This is a genomic window from Acinetobacter ihumii (assembly GCF_900625095.1).
GTDB classification, from domain to species: domain Bacteria; phylum Pseudomonadota; class Gammaproteobacteria; order Pseudomonadales; family Moraxellaceae; genus Acinetobacter; species Acinetobacter ihumii.
Genome location: NZ_LR130760.1, coordinates 2,307,103 through 2,328,879 on the forward strand (window position 1 = coordinate 2,307,103; position 21,777 = coordinate 2,328,879).

The 21,777-nt window shown below is 39.4% G+C and carries 21 protein-coding genes; 11 read left to right on the forward strand and 10 right to left on the reverse strand.

Features of this window, described 5'->3' with window-relative positions:
• Positions 1-155 precede the first annotated feature (155 nt).
• Both hpt and guaD read right to left on the reverse strand, forming a co-directional pair.
• The gene (gene hpt / locus E0D95_RS10830; RefSeq protein WP_130803807.1) at positions 156-683 is read right to left on the reverse strand and encodes a hypoxanthine phosphoribosyltransferase; all 528 of its coding nucleotides are present in this window, start codon (positions 681-683) and stop codon (positions 156-158) included.
• A gap of 229 nt (positions 684-912) precedes the next feature.
• The gene (gene guaD, locus E0D95_RS10835; RefSeq protein ID WP_130803808.1) at positions 913-2,232 is read right to left on the reverse strand and encodes a guanine deaminase; all 1,320 of its coding nucleotides are present in this window, start codon (positions 2,230-2,232) and stop codon (positions 913-915) included.
• Between the two features lie 215 nt (positions 2,233-2,447).
• Here guaD and E0D95_RS10840 point away from each other — a divergent pair, with 215 nt between their 5' ends.
• Positions 2,448-3,041: a nucleotidyltransferase family protein gene (locus E0D95_RS10840; RefSeq protein WP_228258854.1), complete on the forward strand. Its 594-nt coding sequence runs from the start codon at positions 2,448-2,450 to the stop codon at positions 3,039-3,041.
• A gap of 51 nt (positions 3,042-3,092) precedes the next feature.
• Here E0D95_RS10840 and E0D95_RS10845 read toward each other — a convergent pair whose 3' ends face one another.
• Complete coding sequence (locus E0D95_RS10845) at positions 3,093-4,052, reverse strand: TerC family protein (protein ID WP_130803810.1); 960 nt, start codon at positions 4,050-4,052, stop codon at positions 3,093-3,095.
• 963 nt (positions 4,053-5,015) lie between these two features.
• Here E0D95_RS10845 and E0D95_RS10850 point away from each other — a divergent pair.
• The 3 genes from E0D95_RS10850 to E0D95_RS10860 all read left to right on the forward strand — a co-directional run bounded on the left by E0D95_RS10850 (position 5,016) and on the right by E0D95_RS10860 (position 7,385).
• Entirely contained in the window at positions 5,016-5,456 is a 441-nt protein-coding gene (locus E0D95_RS10850) for a hypothetical protein (RefSeq protein WP_130803811.1), read from the forward strand.
• Positions 5,450-6,712, forward strand: a complete 1,263-nt coding sequence (locus E0D95_RS10855; RefSeq protein WP_130803812.1) for a CsgG/HfaB family protein — start codon at positions 5,450-5,452, stop codon at positions 6,710-6,712. The genes E0D95_RS10850 and E0D95_RS10855 overlap by 7 nt, the downstream gene beginning before the upstream one ends.
• A 100-nt stretch (positions 6,713-6,812) precedes the next feature.
• Positions 6,813-7,385, forward strand: coding sequence for a hypothetical protein (locus E0D95_RS10860; RefSeq protein ID WP_130803813.1), 573 nt, complete (start codon positions 6,813-6,815; stop codon positions 7,383-7,385).
• Positions 7,386-7,517: 132 nt separating this feature from the next.
• Here E0D95_RS10860 and mpl read toward each other — a convergent pair whose 3' ends face one another.
• Entirely contained in the window at positions 7,518-8,879 is a 1,362-nt protein-coding gene (gene mpl, locus E0D95_RS10865; protein WP_130803814.1) for a UDP-N-acetylmuramate:L-alanyl-gamma-D-glutamyl-meso-diaminopimelate ligase, read from the reverse strand.
• A 330-nt stretch (positions 8,880-9,209) separates the two neighbouring features.
• Here mpl and E0D95_RS10870 point away from each other — a divergent pair, with 330 nt between their 5' ends.
• The 5 genes from E0D95_RS10870 to E0D95_RS10890 all read left to right on the forward strand — a co-directional run bounded on the left by E0D95_RS10870 (position 9,210) and on the right by E0D95_RS10890 (position 14,147).
• The gene (locus tag E0D95_RS10870; protein WP_130804892.1) at positions 9,210-9,572 is read left to right on the forward strand and encodes a DMT family protein; all 363 of its coding nucleotides are present in this window, start codon (positions 9,210-9,212) and stop codon (positions 9,570-9,572) included.
• A 112-nt stretch (positions 9,573-9,684) separates the two neighbouring features.
• Positions 9,685-10,017 carry a hypothetical protein gene (locus tag E0D95_RS10875; protein ID WP_130803815.1) on the forward strand — a complete coding sequence of 111 codons (333 nt, stop codon included), beginning with the start codon at positions 9,685-9,687 and terminating at the stop codon, positions 10,015-10,017.
• A gap of 445 nt (positions 10,018-10,462) precedes the next feature.
• Complete coding sequence (purE, locus tag E0D95_RS10880) at positions 10,463-10,978, forward strand: 5-(carboxyamino)imidazole ribonucleotide mutase (RefSeq protein ID WP_130803816.1); 516 nt, start codon at positions 10,463-10,465, stop codon at positions 10,976-10,978.
• A gap of 82 nt (positions 10,979-11,060) precedes the next feature.
• The gene (locus E0D95_RS10885) at positions 11,061-12,182 is read left to right on the forward strand and encodes a 5-(carboxyamino)imidazole ribonucleotide synthase (RefSeq protein WP_130803817.1); all 1,122 of its coding nucleotides are present in this window, start codon (positions 11,061-11,063) and stop codon (positions 12,180-12,182) included.
• A gap of 678 nt (positions 12,183-12,860) precedes the next feature.
• A complete protein-coding gene (locus tag E0D95_RS10890; RefSeq protein ID WP_130803818.1) occupies positions 12,861-14,147 on the forward strand; it encodes a lytic murein transglycosylase in 1,287 nt (428 codons plus the stop codon).
• Positions 14,148-14,209: 62 nt separating this feature from the next.
• Here E0D95_RS10890 and E0D95_RS10895 read toward each other — a convergent pair whose 3' ends face one another.
• The 5 genes from E0D95_RS10895 to E0D95_RS10915 form a co-directional block, all read right to left on the reverse strand.
• On the reverse strand, positions 14,210-14,599 hold the full coding sequence (locus E0D95_RS10895) for a hypothetical protein (RefSeq protein ID WP_162897706.1): 390 nt from the start codon (positions 14,597-14,599) through the stop codon (positions 14,210-14,212).
• A gap of 117 nt (positions 14,600-14,716) precedes the next feature.
• Positions 14,717-15,592 (reverse strand): matrixin family metalloprotease, encoded by an 876-nt coding sequence (locus E0D95_RS10900; RefSeq protein ID WP_130803820.1) that lies wholly within the window; start codon positions 15,590-15,592, stop codon positions 14,717-14,719.
• 108 nt (positions 15,593-15,700) lie between these two features.
• Positions 15,701-17,641 carry a molecular chaperone DnaK gene (gene dnaK / locus E0D95_RS10905; protein WP_130803821.1) on the reverse strand — a complete coding sequence of 647 codons (1,941 nt, stop codon included), beginning with the start codon at positions 17,639-17,641 and terminating at the stop codon, positions 15,701-15,703.
• Positions 17,642-17,791: 150 nt separating this feature from the next.
• The gene (grpE, locus tag E0D95_RS10910) at positions 17,792-18,337 is read right to left on the reverse strand and encodes a nucleotide exchange factor GrpE (protein ID WP_130804893.1); all 546 of its coding nucleotides are present in this window, start codon (positions 18,335-18,337) and stop codon (positions 17,792-17,794) included.
• 173 nt (positions 18,338-18,510) lie between these two features.
• On the reverse strand, positions 18,511-19,398 hold the full coding sequence (locus E0D95_RS10915) for a LysR family transcriptional regulator (protein WP_130803822.1): 888 nt from the start codon (positions 19,396-19,398) through the stop codon (positions 18,511-18,513).
• A 110-nt stretch (positions 19,399-19,508) separates the two neighbouring features.
• Between E0D95_RS10915 and E0D95_RS10920 the strand changes: the two genes are divergently transcribed.
• Positions 19,509-20,372: an MBL fold metallo-hydrolase gene (locus tag E0D95_RS10920; RefSeq protein WP_130803823.1), complete on the forward strand. Its 864-nt coding sequence runs from the start codon at positions 19,509-19,511 to the stop codon at positions 20,370-20,372.
• A 442-nt stretch (positions 20,373-20,814) separates the two neighbouring features.
• On the forward strand, positions 20,815-21,054 hold the full coding sequence (locus tag E0D95_RS10925) for a hypothetical protein (protein WP_130803824.1): 240 nt from the start codon (positions 20,815-20,817) through the stop codon (positions 21,052-21,054).
• Positions 21,055-21,360: 306 nt separating this feature from the next.
• Here E0D95_RS10925 and E0D95_RS10930 read toward each other — a convergent pair whose 3' ends face one another.
• A complete protein-coding gene (locus tag E0D95_RS10930; protein ID WP_228258855.1) occupies positions 21,361-21,618 on the reverse strand; it encodes a hypothetical protein in 258 nt (85 codons plus the stop codon).
• Between the last annotated feature and the right edge of the window lie 159 nt (positions 21,619-21,777).

Consider the following 21,777-nt stretch of genomic DNA (forward strand, 5'->3'; position numbering starts at 1 on the left):
GCTATTCTCCTTGTTGTGCTTATTCTGAATTTACAAGTATGTTGAATTATATTGAACTGTTTTAAATCAGGCGGATAGTAAAGGACTGCTACATCATGTAGCGTTTTTGTGCATGTCAATAAAGCAAAAAAATGACGCGAGACGCGCCATTTTATTTATAAACCGATTTCACCAATAAAAGGTAAATGGCGATATTTTTGGTCGTAGTCCAATCCATAACCGACGATAAACTTATCTTCAACCTCAAAACCTAAAAATTTGACTTCAAGTTCAATTTCGCGACGTGATGGTTTACTGACCAAGGTACACAATTCAATTGAGTTCGGTTCACGGGTACGTAAAATTTCAAGTACCTTACTTAAGGTATTGCCCGAATCAATGATGTCTTCGACCACTAACACGTCTTTACCACGAATTTCACCATCTAAATCTTTTAAAATTTTGACATCACGGCTAGAGGTAGTGCTGCCCCCATAACTAGAAACCGTCATAAAATCTAGTTCATGTGGTTTTTCAATTGCTCGGCATAAATCTGCCATGAAAATAAATGAACCACGTAATAAGCCAATGAGTACCAGATCTTTGGCATTATCGGCATAGTGAGCATTGATTTGTTCACCGAGTTGTTTGACTTTGGCCTGAATCTCTTCAGTTGAGATCATCACGCTCATTGCAACGGTCATGGGCAGATACCTAAAACGCAAAAGTTTAAAAATAAAAAAGGTGTTGACCTGCAACACCCTGAAACCTTCAATTCATCTGCAAATTTTAAAACAAAAAATCAGATGATGCATCTTTTCTCAGTTTTTTAACTGTAACTCAGGCCTTTTCTTGCTGGTTTGATCTTGTTTTAAGAGTAAGGCACAGACACTGGCAAGCACTGCCCATTTTAACCAGACTTTAGATGTTGGTTTATTTGCTTTTTTGATAGGCGCATTGTCCATACACATAGGTTGCCTCAATATTACGATCATCACCCATGGTAAATAATGCAAACAGTGCATCATCAAGTGATTTTGATCGAGATTGACGAAGAGCTTGTAATTCAGTGGCTTTTAAGTCCAGCACCACAAAATCAGCTTCTTTGCCAAGGTTAAAGTTTCCGAGTTTCTGATCTAAATCCAAGGCTTTGGCTCCACCAAGAGTGGCATGATAAAACGCCTCATATGCCGACAGTTTATCACCTTGTAACTGTTGAATTTTATAGGCTTCATTGACTGTTTGTAACAAACTAAAAGATGTTCCACCGCCAATATCTGTACCCAGACCGACCTTCACCTGTTTGTCCCATGTTTTTTTCAAAGGGAATAAACCACTTCCTAAAAATAAATTAGAGGTCGGACAAAAAGCAATTGCAGAATGGGTTTGGTGCATGCACTCCCATTCTTCATCTTCAAGATGAACGCAATGGGCAAAGACGGAACGTTGTCCAGTTAAACCATAATGATGATAGACATCCAGATAGCCTTTTTGTTCAGGATAGAGTGATTTTACCCACGCAATTTCATCTTTGTTTTCACTTAAATGCGTATGTACATAAACATCAGGATATTCCTGCTTGAGTTGTCCTGCTTTTTCCAATTGTTCAGGCGTTGAGGTCGGTGCAAAACGTGGGGTAATGGCATACAGTGCCCTGCCCTTGCCATGCCATTTTTCAATCAATGCCTTGGAGTCGTCATAGGCGCTTTGCGCTGTGTCACATAAAGCATCAGGTGCATGACGATCCATCAGTACTTTACCTGCAATCAGACGCATCTGAATGCGTTCTGCGGCTTCAAATAAGGCGTCAACCGACTCAGGGTGTACTGTACAAAATACCAATGCGGTGGTGGTACCATTTTTTAAAAGCTCTTGAACAAAAAATTCAGCAATTTTCGACGCATATACTTTGTCTTGAAACTGAATTTCGGTCGGGAACGTATACGTATTGAGCCAACTCAGTAATTGTTCACCATAAGCACCTACCATTTCGGTCTGTGGATAATGAATATGCGTATCGATAAATCCAGGAACGATCAATTGTTCTGGATAATGTTGAATCTGGATATCCTGAGGAAGATGAGACTGCGCATCTTGCCATGTACCCAACCATTTAATTTTGCCATCTTCACTGATGAGCACCCCATCTTCAAGATAGCGAATCTGTTCTGGTATGTGCTCTGATTGGGAAACAAGAGATTGAATATCTAAAAATCGACCACGAACCGCAGTCATTTGAACAGAAGAAAACATTGAGGAAACCTACAACTTGTAATTTTTTCGGTTGATTGTAACGTATTTGTGGGTGATTGCAGTCCTTATATGCAAATCAAAACATGGCTTATAGTCAATTCAGGATAAAAGATTTTAAGGACTCAATCTTGAGTCCTTAAAATCTCGGTTTTTTTCTTAATCCGATGCAAAGAACTTGCCAAGTTGTATAAATTAAACTCAATTAAGTGAGCATGATGTCAACATTTAAAAATATTTCAGTGTGTTATGAGCATCAAATTAAATCTCTAGTTTTTAATCACACTATACTTTTTCAATATTTAAAAGCATTGCGCACTATCAGTGAGCACTGTTATCTCAGTGCGGGAGTGATTCGCCAATTGGTGTGGTCTGAGCTGCATCATGATCAATATAAGATTGAAGGTTCAGAAATTGATGTGATTTTTTATGATCCTGCTTCAGATCAAGAATATGAAAAACACATTCAACAGGCATTACATAGACAATTTCCTTACAATGATTGGGATGTGGTCAATCAGGCTACAGTTCATCAATGGTATTTAAAGGAGAATGGCGAACAGATCGCTGCCTATTGCTCATTATCTGACGCAATTTCTGTATGGCCTGAAACGGCGACCGCAATTGCGATTCGTCTAAGGCAAAATGATCAACTTGAAATCATTGCTCCATTGGGCTTAACCGATTTATTTGAGTTAAAACTGCGCTGGAATCCACGTTTGGTCAGCCATGATCTTTTTTTAAATCGAGTCAGGCAAAAACGCTGGCTTGAACGTTGGCCCAAACTACAATTGGTTGAATATGAAAAATAAAAAAACCCTTTCATTCAGCAATGAAAGGGTTTTAATGAAGTGAATAAAAGATTACAACTGGGCTTGCTTCTTATTATAGCGGATGGATAACCATGCGGTGATGGCTAAAACCAGCACAATAAAGCTGAGTGAAATCCAGATTGGCATATGGAATACGTCCAGCATTAACATCTTAAAGCCGATAAACAATAAGATAATACCTAAGCCATACGGTAAATAATGCATTTTAGAGGCTGTACCTGCCAATAGAAAGAACATGGCACGTAAGCCTAAAATTGCCATCAGGTTTGCAGTCAGTACAATAAAGGGATCGGTGGTTACGGCAAAAATCGCAGGAATTGAATCCACAGCAAAAATCACGTCAGAAAATTCCACCAATATCAGGACAATAAATAATGGGGTTGCCCAGAGTACGCCTTGTTGTTGAACAAAAAAACGATCGCCATGAAAACTTGGCGTAATACGCATACGTTTGCGTAACCATTTGAGCAAAGCCATATCTTCAATATTGGGCTGTTCATCGTCCTGTCCTTTGAGGAATTTAAACCCGGTGTAAACCAGAAACGCACCGAAAATATATAAAATCCACGAAAATTCTTGAACAAACCATGCACCAATAAAAATAAAAATGGTTCTTAAAACAATTGCCCCTAAAACACCATACAGCAGGATTTTACGTTGTAAGGAAGGAGGAATGGCAAAAGCAGCAAAGATCATCAACCAAACAAAGACATTATCAATTGCCAATGATTTTTCAAGCAGATAACCTGCCAAATATTCCATGGTTTTTTGGTTAGCAATTGCAAGACCTGCGGTTTGTTGCAGATAAAGCCAGAGCCCACCTGCGAAGAGCATGGCTACAGTGACCCATGCAATACTCCAAGCGAGGGCTTGTTTAATGGGAACACTTTGATCTTTTTTTTGCTTAAAGCCGAGGAAGTCAATCAATAGCATGATAAAAACAATGCCAAAGAAAACCAGATACAGCCAAATATTACCGATAGAGTCCATCAATCTCTCCATATCTGGCAAGCGGCCATAAAAAAACCTTGACCTGCTGCCAGATGATTAAAACATCTGTATCAACATGATCAAGGTCTTGCCTACATCAAAAAATTATTAATAAAACATTTTTTGATGCTCAGATACCGACTTTTTGCAAAGTGTATTGACGATAACTGACACGCTTTAGTTTAAAAGTTTTTTAAATTAAAGCGTTTGGAGGAGGCTACTCCCCTTGTCTACTTAAATTGGGTTTTGGATTTCATCCAAATCTGTGCATAGCATCGCATATTTGTCTGTGTTGCGCAAATTATATCGAGACTGAAATGAGCAATTTTATAGGACTTTATTATTGGCTATGGATCAGTTATGAAAAAGATGCTTTGATCAATCGATGATGACATGCAAGCACAAGACTCTAAAAATGAAAATGATTTTAACTGAATTTAAAAAAAACATTCTAAAGCGTATGTAGGAAATTAATTTTAAATTATCGCTAGTTAAACTCAAAACTATCACCATTAATAATGATGCTGAAATAAATTATTACATATCTTTTGGTTACCATTATTTTTAAAGTTATTTTTCATTGTTTTTACTAGTTCATCATATGCGTTAAGTAAATGAATTTATGAAATATAATAGAATTTATTTAAATATTTAAACTTAAAAATACTGGAACCTAAAACGAAAATAATAGTTTCATAGTTTTAAATATTCAAAATATTTGTATTTTTAATTTATATGTTTTGTTGGTGTTTTTTTATCATGCAAGTCAATATTTATCAGATATTCAATATTTTTTTAAATCAAACTTTTCACATAAATAAAATTTTTGGTTATTTAGAGAACTATTAAATATCCTCTGGATTATTTCATAATTATAAAATATATTGTGATCAAGTTGGCATTTATCAACATCATAACTAAATAAGCCTAATAAATTTTAATATTTATTGGAGGTTAATTAACATGAAAATTAAAATAATAGCGCTAGGGACATTGACGCTCTTAATTTGTTCCATGAGCCATGCAACATCTGATGAGTGGAGTAAACGCTGGGCCTATTCAGAATCGCGATTTAATTCAAATTTTACTCAAGCAAATTTAATTAAATTAGAAGATTCTGATTATTATGAAGGATTAGGTCGAACTTCTATTACAAGTAATACTTATATTGATCGTCAGGAAACCACAACAAATATTGGTCAATATACCAACTCTGTAGGAGCAATGAATACGTCTACCAATAATATTAATGTCGATGGTTCAAATAATATAACAGATATTTCAAATGGTGCAGACAATACTAATTCTACAGTTGAATCTGGTATTCATTTGACACCCCAAAATGGAAATAGCAGTCAATGTATTAATTTAAGTACTAAAGATGGGGGAACGAGCACATGTTAATTCTCCCTCATGTAAATTGGTTAACCAAAATAAAAGCAACTGTAGTCATTGCAATTACAGGTCAAGTATTAACAGCTTGTACAGGTATCGCAGTCTCGAACAAAGAGCCTGTAACTTTGGTACAAGGTCCACCGATTACCGATATTTTTACTCCTTTTGATATGGCTCTCTCTTGTTTAAAAGGTCAACTTAGAAATGATGTCAACTTTTCAGTCGGGGCAATTCTGGATCAGACAGGTAAAGATGTGGTGACCAATGGTGGGAGTGGCAAAATGGTGACACAGGGCGCAGGTGATATGGTGCAATCCGCACTTTTTCAGGCAGGTGTAAGCTTATTAAATCGTCGTGATCCACGCATTATTGAAAGTGAAGCCCGTTGGGGAATTCGAGATGCTCGTCAGATTCAAAGTTCAGATTATTACGTAACCGGCAGTATCAATAGTCTGGATTTTATTCCTGGTGGTGGTTTTGATATTCAAGTGGGCGGCGTGGGACCTTCATATAGCCAAACACGGATTATTGTCGGTTTGGATCTTGCACTGACCGATACTCGCACCAGTAAAGTGATTGCCAATGTCTCTTTACAAAAACAAATTGCTGCTCAGGATTATGGTGTGAATGCCGGGCGTTTTGCAGGCAATACTTTACTGAATATTCAATTGGGTAAAGGTGAACGAGAAGCGACAAACTTTGCTTTAAGGCAAATGCTAAATTTCGCAACATTTGATTTGCTGACTCAAGTGATACCACCTGCAACCTATGAGAGTTGTCGTGCTCAAATTCCAAAAGAATTCGGCAGTTTAAATCTGACTCGAAGCTCAGTTGCTTTATATAAATATCAACAAGATAAATTAAAAATGAACCCTTTAACATCGTCGCCAGCTAATCAGGATCTATCAAAAACTGCAACGACAGTTGTGGTACCTACTGATGGGCGAGTTAATCAAAAAACTAATGGCAATAAAAACATAAATCAGCCCAGTAAAGATACGTTACCTCCTCGGCAAAAAGAATCTGAACTGATTCAAAACCCTGAAGGTGACACAGGACCAAGCAAGGAAGACATTGTTAAATACATCAGTCTACAGCATCAAAAAACCATTATTCCTAAATCTGTCGAATCGGTAAAAACAACATCAAGTAAAAATCAATCATCGACTTCTGATCAGGATCAGAAGAAAGATAAACAGGTCAGTGTGGCTGGGCTAAACCCTGACACTACTGAGAATTATTGGATAGTACAAGATCCGAGTTAACAGTAAAGAATTTTACGAATAGGCTCGCTCCTATTAAACGCTCTGAGAGGTATTAAGCGAGTAATACCTCAGAATAAAACCTTATAAAAGGATATAAATTATGAAAACTCAGAAAATCGTACTCGCATTTGCATTGGCTTCTTCTGTAACGACCTTCGCAAGTGCTGCTAATAACGTTATCATCAATACTGGCATTTCAAATACTTTGCAATTGCTGGCTCAAAAATCTGATGGTGTTGCCTTAAACCTTGCAGCAAACACAGGTAATGTGGATGCTTCTGTCAATACAGCGGCTGGACTCAACTGGGTACAAGGTGCTGTCGAAACGTCAGCCATTGGTGCTGTGAATACAGGTGATATTGCTCTAGAACAGGCAACGACCAGTAGTGTCTTAGAAGAAGGTGTCAGCTCAAGTGTACTGGTTGCTGCGGGTGTTGTGGTTCCACCTTTTGGTGTTGTTGCTGGTGGCATATTTGATGCAGATTATGCAGCTGGACTGAATTCTTATATCGATGGTGCTGCCAGTAATTATGCTGCAGCCAATGTTGCCTATAACTCAGGCAACATTGATGCAACAGTCAATACGATTGCGCTAGGCAACCGAGTTGACAGCATTAAAACTTCAGCGATCGGTGCTGCACAAACAGGCTCAATTACAGTTACAGTCAAGTAAGACAACAATCAATCCAAGTGTGATCTAGTCTTGCAGTGACTAGATCCACTTTTTTATATCTATCATTTTTGAAAACCAACAACAAGTTTAAAAAATCATTTCCGATCAATTGTTGTTATCTTCGAGTTTGAGTTAATTGAGCGCCTTTAAAAGCTTCTGATGTAATCCGCCAAAACCACCATTTGACATAATCACCACAGCATCACCCTCACCTGCTTCATTGACAATGCGCGTAATGATCTGATCCAGTGAACGACTGACTTGAGCCTGATTACTTGCAGCATCGACCACAGGTTGTAAATCCCAATCCAGACCTTCGGGTTGATACCAGATCACCTCATCAGCCAAACGTGCTGAATGCGCCAGACCTTCTTTGTGGCTGCCCATACGCATAGTATTCGAGCGTGGCTCAATAATCGCCCAAAGTTTGCGTTCACCCAAGCGTTTACGTGCACCATCCAGAGTGGTTTCAATCGCGGTGGGATGATGGGCAAAGTCATCATAAACTTCAATGCCGCGAACGGTTCCAAGTAGTTCCATACGGCGTTTAACCCCGCCAAAATTGGAAAGCGCCTGACAAGACTGTTCGATACTGACACCGACATGTTGCGCCGCAGCAATGGTGGCTAAAGCATTGGCCACACTGTGTTGTCCAGTCATATTCCATTGTACTTTACCTTTGACGATGCCATGTTCGAGTACTTTAAAATGACTGCCATCCGCACTGAGTTGCTGTGCACTGAGCGCGGTCTCTGCATTACTGTTCAAACTGGTACGTACCACAGGTGTCCAGCAGCCCATCTCCAAGACTTCATCAATATTGCTTTCCGTAATCGGTGCAATGATGCATCCTTCACTGGGAATAGTACGAACTAAATGATGAAATTGCTTTTGAATAGCGGCGAGATCATCAAAGATATCGGCGTGGTCAAATTCGAGATTATTTAAAATCGCCGTCTTAGGATGGTAGTGAACGAATTTTGAACGTTTATCAAAAAAAGCCGAGTCATATTCATCTGCTTCGACACAAAAATACTGACCTCCACCCAAACGTGCACTTTCACTAAAACCAAGCGGTACGCCACCAATTAAAAATCCTGGATTTAAACCTGCCTGATCGAGTACCCAAGCTAACATCGTGGTCGTCGTCGTTTTACCATGTGTCCCTGCAACGCCCAATACATGTTTACCTTGCAAAACATGATCTGCCAGAAACTGTGGACCAGAGATATACGGCAGACTTTCATTGAGCATATATTCAACCGCATCAATGCCACGTTTCATGGCATTCCCGACAATGACCAGATCTGGATGAGGCTGTAAATGACTGCGGTCATAACCCTGCATCAGTTCAATGCCTGCCTGTTGTAATTGGGTCGACATCGGTGGATAGACATTGGCATCTGAACCTGTGACTTTGTGTCCTAAATCTCGCGCCAAAAGCGCCAAAGAACCCATAAAAGTGCCACAAATACCCAAAATATGCAGATGCATAACTCTTCTACTCCACTGCCCTGAGTTGGCCTTTTATTTATATACGCCAACGTCAAATATCAATTCAAATTGACAGCAACGATAACAAGGCTACTCAGGAAAAGATAGTCATAAATCATGCGATTCGGGTGTTTTGCTGTTACTTTTGGGTGAAAGAATAAAGATCAAATTTTACTAAAAGCGTTATGTTTGAAATCGTGTTTTTATAGTAGATTTCTTTCATAACGGTTTAGAGCCTCTTTATTTTTCTTGCTAAGGACGAAATAAAAAGGACTTATAAAAGAAATCTAGTAAATTTTACGATTCTCATGCTGATCGCGGTTTATTTTGATCAAGGATATTGATTTGAGTCCAACATTGATTGCTCTTGGGTGCTTAATTATCTCAAATTGCTTTATGACCATGGCATGGTATGGTCATTTAAAATTTTTACATCATGCACCTTTATGGCAAGCCATATTATTTGGCTGGATCATTGCGTTGCTTGAATACAGCTTTATGATTCCAGCCACACGCTATCTGGATCAACAAGGCTGGACGCTGGGTGAAATGAAAATTACGCAGGAAGTGGTAACGCTGATCGTGTTTGTGCCTTTCATGCTGTTTTTATTCAAACAACCGTTCAAATTGGATTATTTGTGGGCCATGCTATGTTTAATGGGATGCGTTTATTTTGTATTTCGGGGACAATAAATCATACAGATTTCCACTTCGATTTTTAACAAATGTCTACTGTTTATCTGATGAGGCTTAGCTCATCTCATTTGTAATATAGTAGACAACTCAGAATTGAATGCTTAAACCCATGAGAGTCCAAACGCTGATCACGGCTTTAATTTTCCCTTTTGCTTTAACGGCATGTGCCACACAAAATGTTCATTCTCCTTTGGCTACGGCACAAGGAAAATGTGATCAAAAATTGAATTATTCGATTCCAAGTACCCGCTTTGACGAAGCGGCACAACAGATTGCACATGCGACAGGTTGTTTTATTGAGTCAGACTTAAGCAAGACAGCTGTCATCCACACCCAACCAGTTCAAGGTCAATTGAGTCCTCGTGAAGCCATTCAAGATGCGATTAAAGGCACTTCTTTAAAAATTATTCAGCAGGATAAGAATCGTATTGTGATTGAGTAACGGAAGTTGTTTATCATCCTCTAAAATTAAAAAAGCCCGACATCCTGTCGAGCTTTTTTATATCTTGCGCTTAGGTATAACTCCTATCTTACATCACGATCCTGATGCGAGAACTTATGATTTTTGTTTTCTGTTCTGGAACTTTCCTGTTCCTGATAAAACCATCATAGGACAAAACAGACAGCAGACCTAGACGTCATTTTCTGAGAATTTTGTCAGCAAATGCTTACAGCAACTTCAAGCTGATTTTGAAAGTAACTCGATATGGAGTTGAGTTTAAGCTTACTGAAAATACCGTAATAGCATCAAACTTGATCAATTCAACTCAAATTGTTGCAGAGTTTTGGAGCTGTTGAAAAAAACCGCTATAATGCCGCCCATTCTCTTTTATTTCTTGGTGTAAGCCGAGATCTCTATTTTTATCTTTGATACTTTGGAAATGCCAATGAACGCGGTCGCAGCGAAAGATGCTCAACCCTTAGTCGGAATTATTATGGGTTCTCAATCGGATTGGGCAACGCTAGAACACACTGCCAATATGCTCAAACAACTGGGTGTGCCTTTTGAAGCTGAGGTTGTTTCAGCACATCGTACACCCGATCGTTTATTTGAATATGCAGAAACGGCACGTGAACGCGGCATTCAGGTGATTATTGCAGGTGCTGGTGGTGCTGCACATTTGCCGGGTATGTGTGCGGCTAAAACTGATTTGCCTGTTCTGGGTGTGCCTGTAAAATCTTCGATTTTAAATGGTGTCGATTCTTTACTTTCAATTGTACAAATGCCAGCAGGTATTGCGGTGGGAACTTTGGCGATTGGCCCTGCGGGTGCGACCAATGCCGCGATTATGGCAGCGCAGATTTTAGGGTTACAGAATGCTGAAATTGCCAAAAATGTCGCTGATTTCCGTGCGGCACAAACCGATAAAGTCGCCACTAACAATATTCCCGGCCATCAATGAGGATAAGCAAACTTAAAGCATCGCTTTAAGGCTTTGTCCGAGTGCAAGACGAAGACTTTGTCTGAGTAATAGAGTAATAGATATGAATAAAACCATCGGAATATTTGGTGGTGGTCAATTGGGTCGTATGATGGCTCAGGCTGCTTTACCTTTAAATATTCAATGTACTTTTTTTGAAGCCCAGCAAGATTGTCCAGCTGCCGCGCTTGGACCGATTTTTTCAAGTCAGGCAGAACACGGTTTAAGTGCTTTTATTCAAAGTGCAGATGTATTTAGTCTTGAGTTTGAAAATACCCCACTTGAGGATGTCGATGCCCTCAATCAAACTAAAGCCATTTATCCACCGCGTCAGGCATTGGCAATTGCTCAAAATCGCCTCTCGGAAAAAACTCTATTTAATCAGCTTGATATTCCAGTTGCGCCTTTTAAAGCAGTCGATAGTCTGGACTCACTCAAACAAGCTGTGTCTGAGTTGGATTTACCGATTGTCCTGAAAACGGCGACCGGCGGTTATGATGGCAAGGGACAATTTGTCTTGCGTCAAGCTGATCAGATTGAGCAAGCGTGGGCTGAACTTGGGCCAGCACAATCCTTAATTGCTGAAAGTTTTGTGACTTTCTCGCGTGAAGTCTCCATTATTGCAGTGCGTGGACAAAACGGTGAAGTGAAAACTTGGCCTTTGGCTGAAAACCACCATCATCATGGTATTTTGTCGCATTCGATTGTCCCCGCACCGAACAGTGCTGATTTACAACCTGTGGCACAAGATTACATCACGCGATTACTGAATCATCTGAATTATGTCGGTGTACTGACACTTGAGCTGTTCGTGACAGAGCAGGGTTTATTTGCCAATGAAATGGCACCGCGGGTGCATAACTCAGGCCATTGGTCGATCGAAGGCGCAGTATGTTCCCAGTTTGAAAATCATATTCGTGCGGTTGCAGGTTTGCCATTGGGTTCAACTGAAGTGGTGCGTCCAACCGTGATGGTCAATATCATTGGACAACATCCAAAAACTGAAGATGTTTTGGCCTTAAATGGCGTGCATTTACACCTGTACAATAAAACAGAGCGTGAAGGTCGCAAACTCGGTCATATCACCTTAATGCCTGTCAATTCTGAAGATTTATTGGCATTATGTCGTCAATTAGCGCGAATTTTACCTGAGCCATTGGCTTTAAAAGCCGATATGACGCTGTAATTTTTAAATTTTAGCCCCAAAAAACGATCAGCATACTGGTCGTTTTTTTGTGGTTTATTTTTGCTAGACCGCATTTCGATCAGACCTTTCATCTTATTCATCTGGTCAAGTCGCTTAAATTTGGTTATTTTTTAACAAGATTTGATCAGATAAAACCTGTCTTTAATTTGAAAATAAACGACTAAAAGTTTGAATTCAAATTGCACTTCGATCTCATTGCTTAAGTTTGAATTTAAAAAACGGATGGTATTTTTGAATTTAAACTCAGACTTATTTTAATTTCGCTATTTTAAATTCAAAAGAAGAGCTGAGGTTATCCACAGATACTGTATGACTTTTATTTGAATTTAAAGTGGATAAAAAACCAGGTACTGCAAATTTAAATTCAAACGATCTCTACATATCGTATGCATTGAATTCTATATAAATAATTGTTTTATATCAATAAAATTAAGGTTTTAATAGTCGCTATCCTCAATATGCTTTTGATTTCAAACTCATAGGGTTGTATTTGAATTTAAAAATAAAACGGTGAATGATTTTAAATTTAAAACTCTGTGTAGATAATGAATTTAAAATGGAGGAAATGAATTTAAAGTTACGAATCGTATCTGTCATCATGTCATCTAAATGCTAAGGTAACAGCAAAATTTGAATTCAAAAATGGTGATGATAACAATGCGACGTTTACCTTTATTTTTTTCTTCCTGTTTTTTTCTGGCGGCCCAAGCTCAAGCTGAACTCGTGATAAATGGTGCAACGATTTCTGCAACAACGACAACGCCTGCATCTAGTAGTTTTTCGCCACAGAGCAATTTTCAAGGCTGTATTGCCAATTTACGTTCACAAGCGATTGCTTCGGGGGTGAGTGCAGCCACCTATGATCGTTATACTCAAAATTTAAGTCCTGATTATTCTGTAATTGACAAACTCAATTATCAACCTGAATTTTCAACACCCATCTGGGATTATCTTTCGGGCTTGGTCGATAATGAGCGAGTGCAAGCTGGCCAGCAAAAAATGGCACAATATCGCGATGTGCTGAATCGTGCTTCGCAGGCCTATGGTGTACCACCAGAAACCATCGTCGCGGTTTGGGGTGTGGAAAGTAATTTTGGTGATATTTCTGGAAAATATCCGTTATTACAGGCTTTGGGAACACTAAGCTGTGAAGGGCGTCGCCAAAGCTATTTTCGTGGTGAATTTTTTGCCACCATGCGTATTTTACAACGGGGCGATCTCAGGGAAGATCAATTAAAAGGTTCATGGGCAGGAGCTTTTGGTCATACTCAGTTTATGCCTTCGACCTATGAACGATTAGCCGTAGACTTCGATGGTGATGGTCGCCGTGATTTAGTTTCCAGTGTGCCAGATGCATTGGCATCGACAGCCAATTTCTTAAAACAAGCAGGTTGGCAAACAGGCATGCCGTGGGGATTTGAAGTTAAGATTCCAGACAATATGTCGATTAGTGGGGAAGGGCGACGTAATAAAAAGCCGTTAAGCAGTTGGCAACAACAAGGCTTGACACGTATTGATGGCTCGGCCTTGGTTCAGGGCAATCTTTCATTATCAACGCCTGCGGGTCTTATGACACCTGCGGGTGCAAATGGTCCCGCATTTTTAGTGTTTAAAAACTTCGATGCCATCTATAGTTACAATGCCGCTGAAAGTTATGGTTTAGCGATTGCTCATTTGTCTGACCGTTTAAAAGGAGCAGGCCCATTTGTCACTTCATGGCCGACCGATGATCCGGGCACATCACGCGCTGAACGCCGTGAAATTCAGCGTTATTTAGTCAGTCGCGGTTATGATATTGGTGAAGTCGATGGTTTAATTGGTGATAAATCGCGCCAAGCGATTCGTGACGAACAAACCCGTTTGGGATTAAACCCAACAGGACGAGCAGGGCAGCAGATTTTAAGGGCGATTCGTACTCAGCAAGCAGTAAAAATGATGCAATAATCTTTTACAGGCTCATTTGATGAGGTCTACATGTTGTAGACCTCTTTTGCCTGTTATAGATGTTATTCAATTGGAGATTGATCCAGTTTAACCGCTTCCAGAATGTCCATGATGACGGTAGTAACATCCTGACTCAGTTCACGATCATTAAAAATCTCATAAGCTGTAATGGTGACATCAGTGTCGCTCGGCAGTAATTTTTGTTCTTCTTCAATCAAGTGTTCAATGGGCAATAAAGTTTGTTTCACTTCCAAATGCAAAATATCCTTAAATTCGATATTTTCATCTTCAAGTTCAATTTCCTGTTCATTAAAATAAGGCAATAAAATGGAATGAAGATAAGGCTGAATCTCAATGATATCAAGGATTTCTATATCACGTGTTTGCTCAATCGTACTGATTAGATCATTCACTTCAATCAAGATATGATAGTAACTCACGTCGATCTCCACTACATATTCATTAGACTCATCTAGCACAATAGCATGTTTATTGAAGGGATTTCGATGTATGCGTTACATTTGATTGATCAAAGTTGTAAACAGCTTAAAAGTTTTGTGTGGCGACCGCTACCGTTGCTGAAGCATGAGGATATCGGCAGGTTGTAATTTAAAATTCATCATATCTTGCTGTTTTAAAAAAGGATACATCAATGCTTTGGGATCTTGATTATGCGCTAGACCTAAAGCATGTCCAAACTCATGCGCCAGTGTTAAAACTAAGTCCTGTTTGGACTCAAATTCATAAATATTAATCCGTTTGCCATCAAACTCGCCTTTGTGAAATAAACGTCCATGAAAGCGTTGATTGTAGGTTTCAATGTGTTGATTGACTTGTTGATGCATTTGATTCACTGAATCTACATTTTGATTGATATGTTCAACATTAAAATTATGAGTATCAATTGCTTGTTGTAATTGGAGCTGTTGCTGTTGCAGGTTTTGTTTATATTGCTCTAATCCGCTACGTTGCTCTGCTGTTGCACCGCCATTTTGATTGATTTGTTGTACCATCGTATTGTATTGATCCAGTCTTTGCTGAAAATCAGCTTGCTGTTGTTGAAGATGGAGTAAGGAATCATCTAACTGTTTTTGTTGATCTTGGAGATGCCGTTGTTCAACAGCATGTCTTTGTTGCGTTTGTTCGATTTGTTCAAGTTGATTTAAGCGAATAAGAGTTTCTGCTTGGCGTTCATCATAAATAAAATTTAAGCTTAAACCTGCCTTCGGATCATAAACGAACCATGATTTTGCTGTGCCATCTTCCCAAATACGAGTTGCTTGCTGACTTAAAGCAATAATTTCTTGTTCTGAAAGTTGAAAACGCGGATCAATTTGACCAATTTTGTAATGAATTCGCGAATCAAATACTTCGTCAATCGAATGATCTGTTTTAAGGTAAATATACATTACAGCGAATACGACAATGAGAATAAGCCAACGCATAATTCATGATTCTTGATCAACATATGATGTTGATGAGTTTATAATCAAAATTTTAAAAAATTCAATAAAAAACCGCGCTTACGCGCGGTCTTTCTTTAAAGAGACAAATTATTTTTTGTCGTCTTTGACTTCGGTAAATTCAGCATCTACCACGCCATCATCCGCTTTTTGTTGTTGACCCGCATCACCTTGGAATGCATTTGGATCAAAACCTTCTGCACCGCCAGCACCCTGTGCTTGTTCATAAGCACGTTGCGTGATTGGCATCAAGATGTTTTGCAAAGCTTCAGTTTTCGCTTTGATGTCGTCTACATCGTTTTCTTTAGTGGCTGCTTCAAGCTCAGATACTGCTGTTGCAACCGCAGTTTTTTCATCTTCAGTGACTTTGTCACCTAGATCTTTGACTGCTTTGTTCGAGCTAGAGACTAGAGCATCCGCTTCATTACGCGCTTTTGCCAATTCTTCAAATTTACGATCTTCTTCAGCATTCGCTTCAGCATCTTTGATCATGGCTTCGATTTCAGCATCAGACAAACCTGAGTTTGCTTTAATCTGGATCGATTGCTCTTTACCCGTGCTCTTATCTTTTGCAGATACTTTTAAGATACCATCTGCATTGATGTCGAACGAGACTTCAATTTGCGGTACACCACGTGGAGCAGGTGGGATATCGCCTAACTGGAAGTTACCCAACAATTTGTTTTGTTGAGCCATTTTACGTTCACCTTGATAAACTGAAATGTCTACCGCAGGTTGGTTATCCGCTGCTGTCGAGAACACTTGAGATTTCTTCGCAGGAATCGTGGTGTTTTTCTCAATGATCGGAGTCAATACGCCGCCCATGGTTTCAATACCAAGGGTTAATGGTGTTACGTCTAATAAAAGTACGTCAGTTTTGTCACCAGACAATACTGCACCTTGAATCGCAGCACCAATTGCAACCGCTTCGTCAGGGTTTACATCTTTACGTGGTTCTTTGCCAAAAAATTCCTGAACTTTTTGTTGAACCATTGGCATACGAGACTGACCACCCACCAAGATTACGTCAGAGATGTCAGACGTCGAAAGACCCGCATCTTTAAGCGCGATACGGCAAGGCTCAATGGTACGTGCCACTAACTCAGCCACTAAACCTTCAAGTTTTGCACGAGTAACGTTGATCACCAAGTGTTTAGGACCAGTCGCATCAGCCGTGATGTATGGTAGGTTGATTTCAGTTGCATTTGATGAAGAAAGCTCGATTTTTGCTTTTTCAGCCGCTTCTTTCAAACGTTGTAATGCAAGTGGATCATTTTTCAGATTGACACTTTGTTCTTTCTTGAACTCTTCAACCAAGTATTCAATTAAGGCATTATCAAAGTCTTCACCACCAAGGAAAGTATCACCGTTAGTAGATAACACTTCAATTTGCTGGTCGCCATCAAGGTCTGCAATTTCAATGATCGATACGTCAAAAGTACCGCCACCCAAATCGTAAACTGCAACTTTACGGTCGCCTTCTTTTTTGTCCATACCGAACGCAAGTGCCGCAGCCGTTGGTTCGTTAATAATGCGTTTAACATCAAGACCTGCAATTTTACCCGCGTCTTTAGTTGCTTGACGTTGCGCATCATTAAAGTAAGCCGGAACAGTAATCACTGCTTCAGTGACAGTTTCACCTAAGTAGTCTTCCGCAGTTTTCTTCATCTTTTTCAAGATTTCAGCAGAAACCTGTTGCGGCGCCAATTTTTTGTCGTTGACTTCAACCCAAGCATCGCCATTGTCTGCTTTGATGATTTTGTAAGGCACCAAACCAATATCTTTTTGTACGGCTTGATCTTCATAACGACGACCAATTAAACGCTTAATCGCGAATAATGTATTTTTAGGGTTGGTCACTGCTTGGCGTTTTGCACTTTGACCCACCAAGATCTCGCCATCTTTGTACGCGATGATAGAAGGCGTTGTACGTGCGCCTTCAGCGTTTTCGATGACTTTAACTTTATCGCCTTCAAGTACGGCCACACATGAGTTGGTTGTACCTAAGTCAATACCAATAATTTTTGCCATTTGCTGTATTCCTCAAATTTTTTTGCAATGTTTTGCTTGTTATTCGATATGAGAGTTAATTGTTTTTTTTCAAGGATTTTTATTAAAAAAAATCAAAAAACTCTCAAATTGCTGCACTTTAGACCTTATCTAAAATGGCTTTTCTCAATTTTATTGACCGACCATGACCATTGCAGGACGCAGTAGACGACCATTTAAGGTATAGCCTTTTTGTAATACCGTGCCAATTTCATTGGCTTTAGCATTTGGGTCAATTCCAACAGCTTGATGTAAATCTGCATTGAAACCATGTTGAGTATCTGCTTCAACGACGCCAAATTTTTCTAGTGTGCTCAGTAGCGACTTCAAAGTGAGTTTCACACCTTCAAGTACAGGCGTTTGTTCATCGCCAGCAGCCTGAATTGCACGTTCCAGATTATCAACAGAATCCAGTAATTCTTTGGCAAATTTTTCCAGCACCGTTTCTTTATGTTTTTCAGATTCACGCTGGATACGTTCTACGCTCTTTTGTGCTTCATAAACGGCATTGGCCGTACGCGCTTTTTCCAGCTTTAAGCTTTCTTCGAGTTTGGTCAATTGAGCTTGTAAATCTTCAACGCTAAGCTCGTTTGCCAGCTCTACACCTTCAGTTTGAGTTTGTTCAGCTTGCTGCTCATTTTGAATGTCTTGAGCTTGCTCATTGTGCTCATTAGCCATTGATGATCTCCGTTTAAATGGGTTTTTAAACATGTACAGTCCTTTTGGCATACCAGTATTTGCAACTGCATTCTGCTGAACTGCCATGAATGTCGTTTCTTGATGAATAATGGATGAAGTGTGGGCATCGCATAAAAATTCAAGCGTCCAGTGATATTTAAATTTCTTTAATTTTATTTATTTAAATAAAAACTGAGGTTCTCAGTTAAAAACACAATACATTGCTGAATCATCTTGGGTAAATGTTGCCTAGAGGCATATACCAAAGAGAGCGTCAAATCTGGTGCTGTAAATTCAGAAAATAATGCGGTTAATTGACCTCCTGAAATATCATTTTGCACTAAATGTCGAGGTAACATAGCAATCCCTTGTGCATGGATACACATATCATACAGAGCATTTACCTCATTACTTCGAAAGGTACTATTTAAAGGATAATTTTGCGGTTGCTGCTGCTGATCCAACATACTCCAGAACTGACTGGAAGACTGATGAGTGATACAGTCGTATTGAATCAATTGCCTCGGATGTATAAGCGGGGGATGCTGCTTTAAATAGTCAGGATGGGCGCAAAACACCGACTCAATGGTAAAAACAGGGCGGGCAATCAGCCCATCTGCGACTTTCTGGGTAATTCGCAAGGCTAAATCAGCTTGACCTTCAATTAAATCCACTGTGTTTTCTGTCAGTATGATTTCAAACTGCACTTGAGGATATTGTTGCTTAAACGCACGCAGGCATTCATTCAAACCCATCTGATACAAAAAAAGACCGCAGGTCAGGCGAATAGTGCCTGTTTGTTGTTCGTGCGCTGCCAGTTCAGTTAAAAGTGCTTGTTGTTGCAAAATATTTTCACAATAACGCAGGGCTTTTTCTCCCGCAGGCGTAAGTGAAATTTTACGGGTATTACGCTGAAACAAGCGGACTGAAAAAGTATGTTCCAAGTGATCCAGATAACGTGACACCATGGCTCTTGAATAATTTAAATGTTCAGCAGCCTGACTTAAACTGCCATGCTCGGCAATGCTGACAAAAACCTGTATCGCTTTTAATGAATCCATAAGTTTTAAACATGTAATTATTGCAAAATATGCAACAGTTTATCTTGATTATGTGACTTTATTTAACAAAAAATGCAAATTAAAGTGAGGATAATGGACAGGAGAACAGAATGAGTCGCTTTAAAACTGCTACGATACTATTGGCGATAAACAGCATGATCATGTCACAAGCATCATTTGCAGATACTTTAAAAATTAAAAATTTTCTATCACAGCCGCAGCATTTTGGTGTGACTTCAGCTCTGATTGAAAGTGACAATGAGGTGTTATTGGTCAATGCCCAATTTTCAAAATCAGAAGCACTGCGACTAGCGGCTGAAATTCTGGACAGTGGAAAAACCTTAACCACCATTTTTATCAGTTATGGTGATCCTGATTTTTATTTTGGTCTGGATGTATTCAAGCATTATTTTCCACATGCCAAAGTGATTGCAACCCCAGAAACAGTGCAACACATTCAGCAGACCCATGCCTTAAAAGTCAAATATTGGTCACCTCAAATGGGGGACAACGCGCCAAGCCAGATCGTCATACCACAAGCCTATACAGCAAAAACACTCAAACTTGAACATGAAACCATTGAAATTAAAGGTCAGCAAGAATTGACCTATCTCTGGATCCCATCAATTAAAGCAGTGGTCGGTGGAATTCCAGTGTCCTCAGGGATTCATTTATGGATGGCAGATACGCCAACGACTCAAGATCGCGCTGCTGTCATTCAAACATTACAAAGCATCAAAGCCTTACATCCTAAAACTGTATTGCCTGCACATATGCTGGCCAATACGCCAGAAGGACTTGATGCGGTTAATTTTTCAATTGACTATCTGAAAAGTTATGAACAGGCCGTAAAAACCACAGAAACTGCGGAGCAACTAACGAAAAGCATGCAGCGCAATTATCCAAAACTAAAAGATACCGAAAGCTTGGGCTTAGGTGCCAAAGTGGTGAAGGGCGAAGTGAAATGGCCATAAATCCAGAGATTTTAAATCAATCAAAACCGTCTATAAGCGAGTATTACACCTTGTAGTGGTTTTGATTACTTAGGCGTAGAAAGGGACTTTTCGGGTTAAAAGGCTTATTTACATCCGCAAAAACTTTAGGGTAATAAAAATAAAGATGTAACGATTTATAGTATTTATGAAAAAGAGAGTGGAACGTTTAAAGGTCAAAATACGGGTTTTATTGACTTTTTTTCATGGAAATATTGAATGATCTTGGTTAGTTATGAATTTATTTAAATGATGCGTGTGGAAATTTAGATAAAATTGGGCTGTTTAAAAAAAATTGCACAATATGTACGTCTCTCTCTAAAAATACCAACCAATGATGCGAGTTTCATTAAAAAAAATTGTGAATCATAGGCAGCGCAAAGTTGGACTTTGCATTTTTTGTCATAATGAAAGGAAAGACACAATGAAGAAATTCGGTCTATTATCTCTAGTATTCGCAGGTGTTGCATTTACCGCAGTGGGCTGTGCCTCTGAAGCAGGTGTACATGCATCGGGCAGCACACAAACAGCTGCAAGCCCTGAAGCACCGACTGAGACTCAAGCGGGTGTTGCTGTTCAAGCAGATACTTCAACACAAACCCAACCTGTGCAGGCTTCACCTGAAGCACCACAAATTGCACCTGAGGCAACGCCAGTTCAGTAATGTTCATGACGAAGCTAAAGGTCAGTTTTTGACTCAAATGAAGTGTTAATCGGATGCCACCATAACACTTCATTGCAGATCGGCTGCTACCGAATGCGTGGTTGAAAACAGACATATGAGGCAGAAATAACGCACAAACATAGCGGCTTATCGTACTTCAATAGAGGCTATGTTTGATATATTGTTATTTTATGGTGAACAGGATGTTTGCGTGTTCGTACTTAAATATTGGAACAGGATGTCTACAGTACGAAAAAAGCCTCAATCAATTTTGATTGAGGCTTTTCCATTTTCACAATATAAGATTTAGTCACGATCTGCATATTTCCAGCGTCCATCAGGACGATTCCAGCGTCTGTCCCAATCTCTGCCGTTGTTTCGGTCTTGACGATAGTCACGATCTCGTCGATCTTTGTGGTAATCTCGGTCACGATCATCCCCACGATCTGGATAATGATGTCCATAACCACCACGATGATGTTCTTCTGGAAACGCAACGCAGCCTACAAAAAGCATGGCTGTGGTCACTGAGACTAAAAACACTTTAATCACTTTTCTGCTCATTTTCTTTTTCCCTCGATTGATCAGACTCATGGCAAAATGACCCATAACCCAATTCGATTTGAGTCAATGACTTTTATTTTGATTGCGATTAGCGTAGGAAAAACTAAGGAAATGTAGCTTGATTAAGTGTCTTGTATACGAATATAGTCAAAACACACA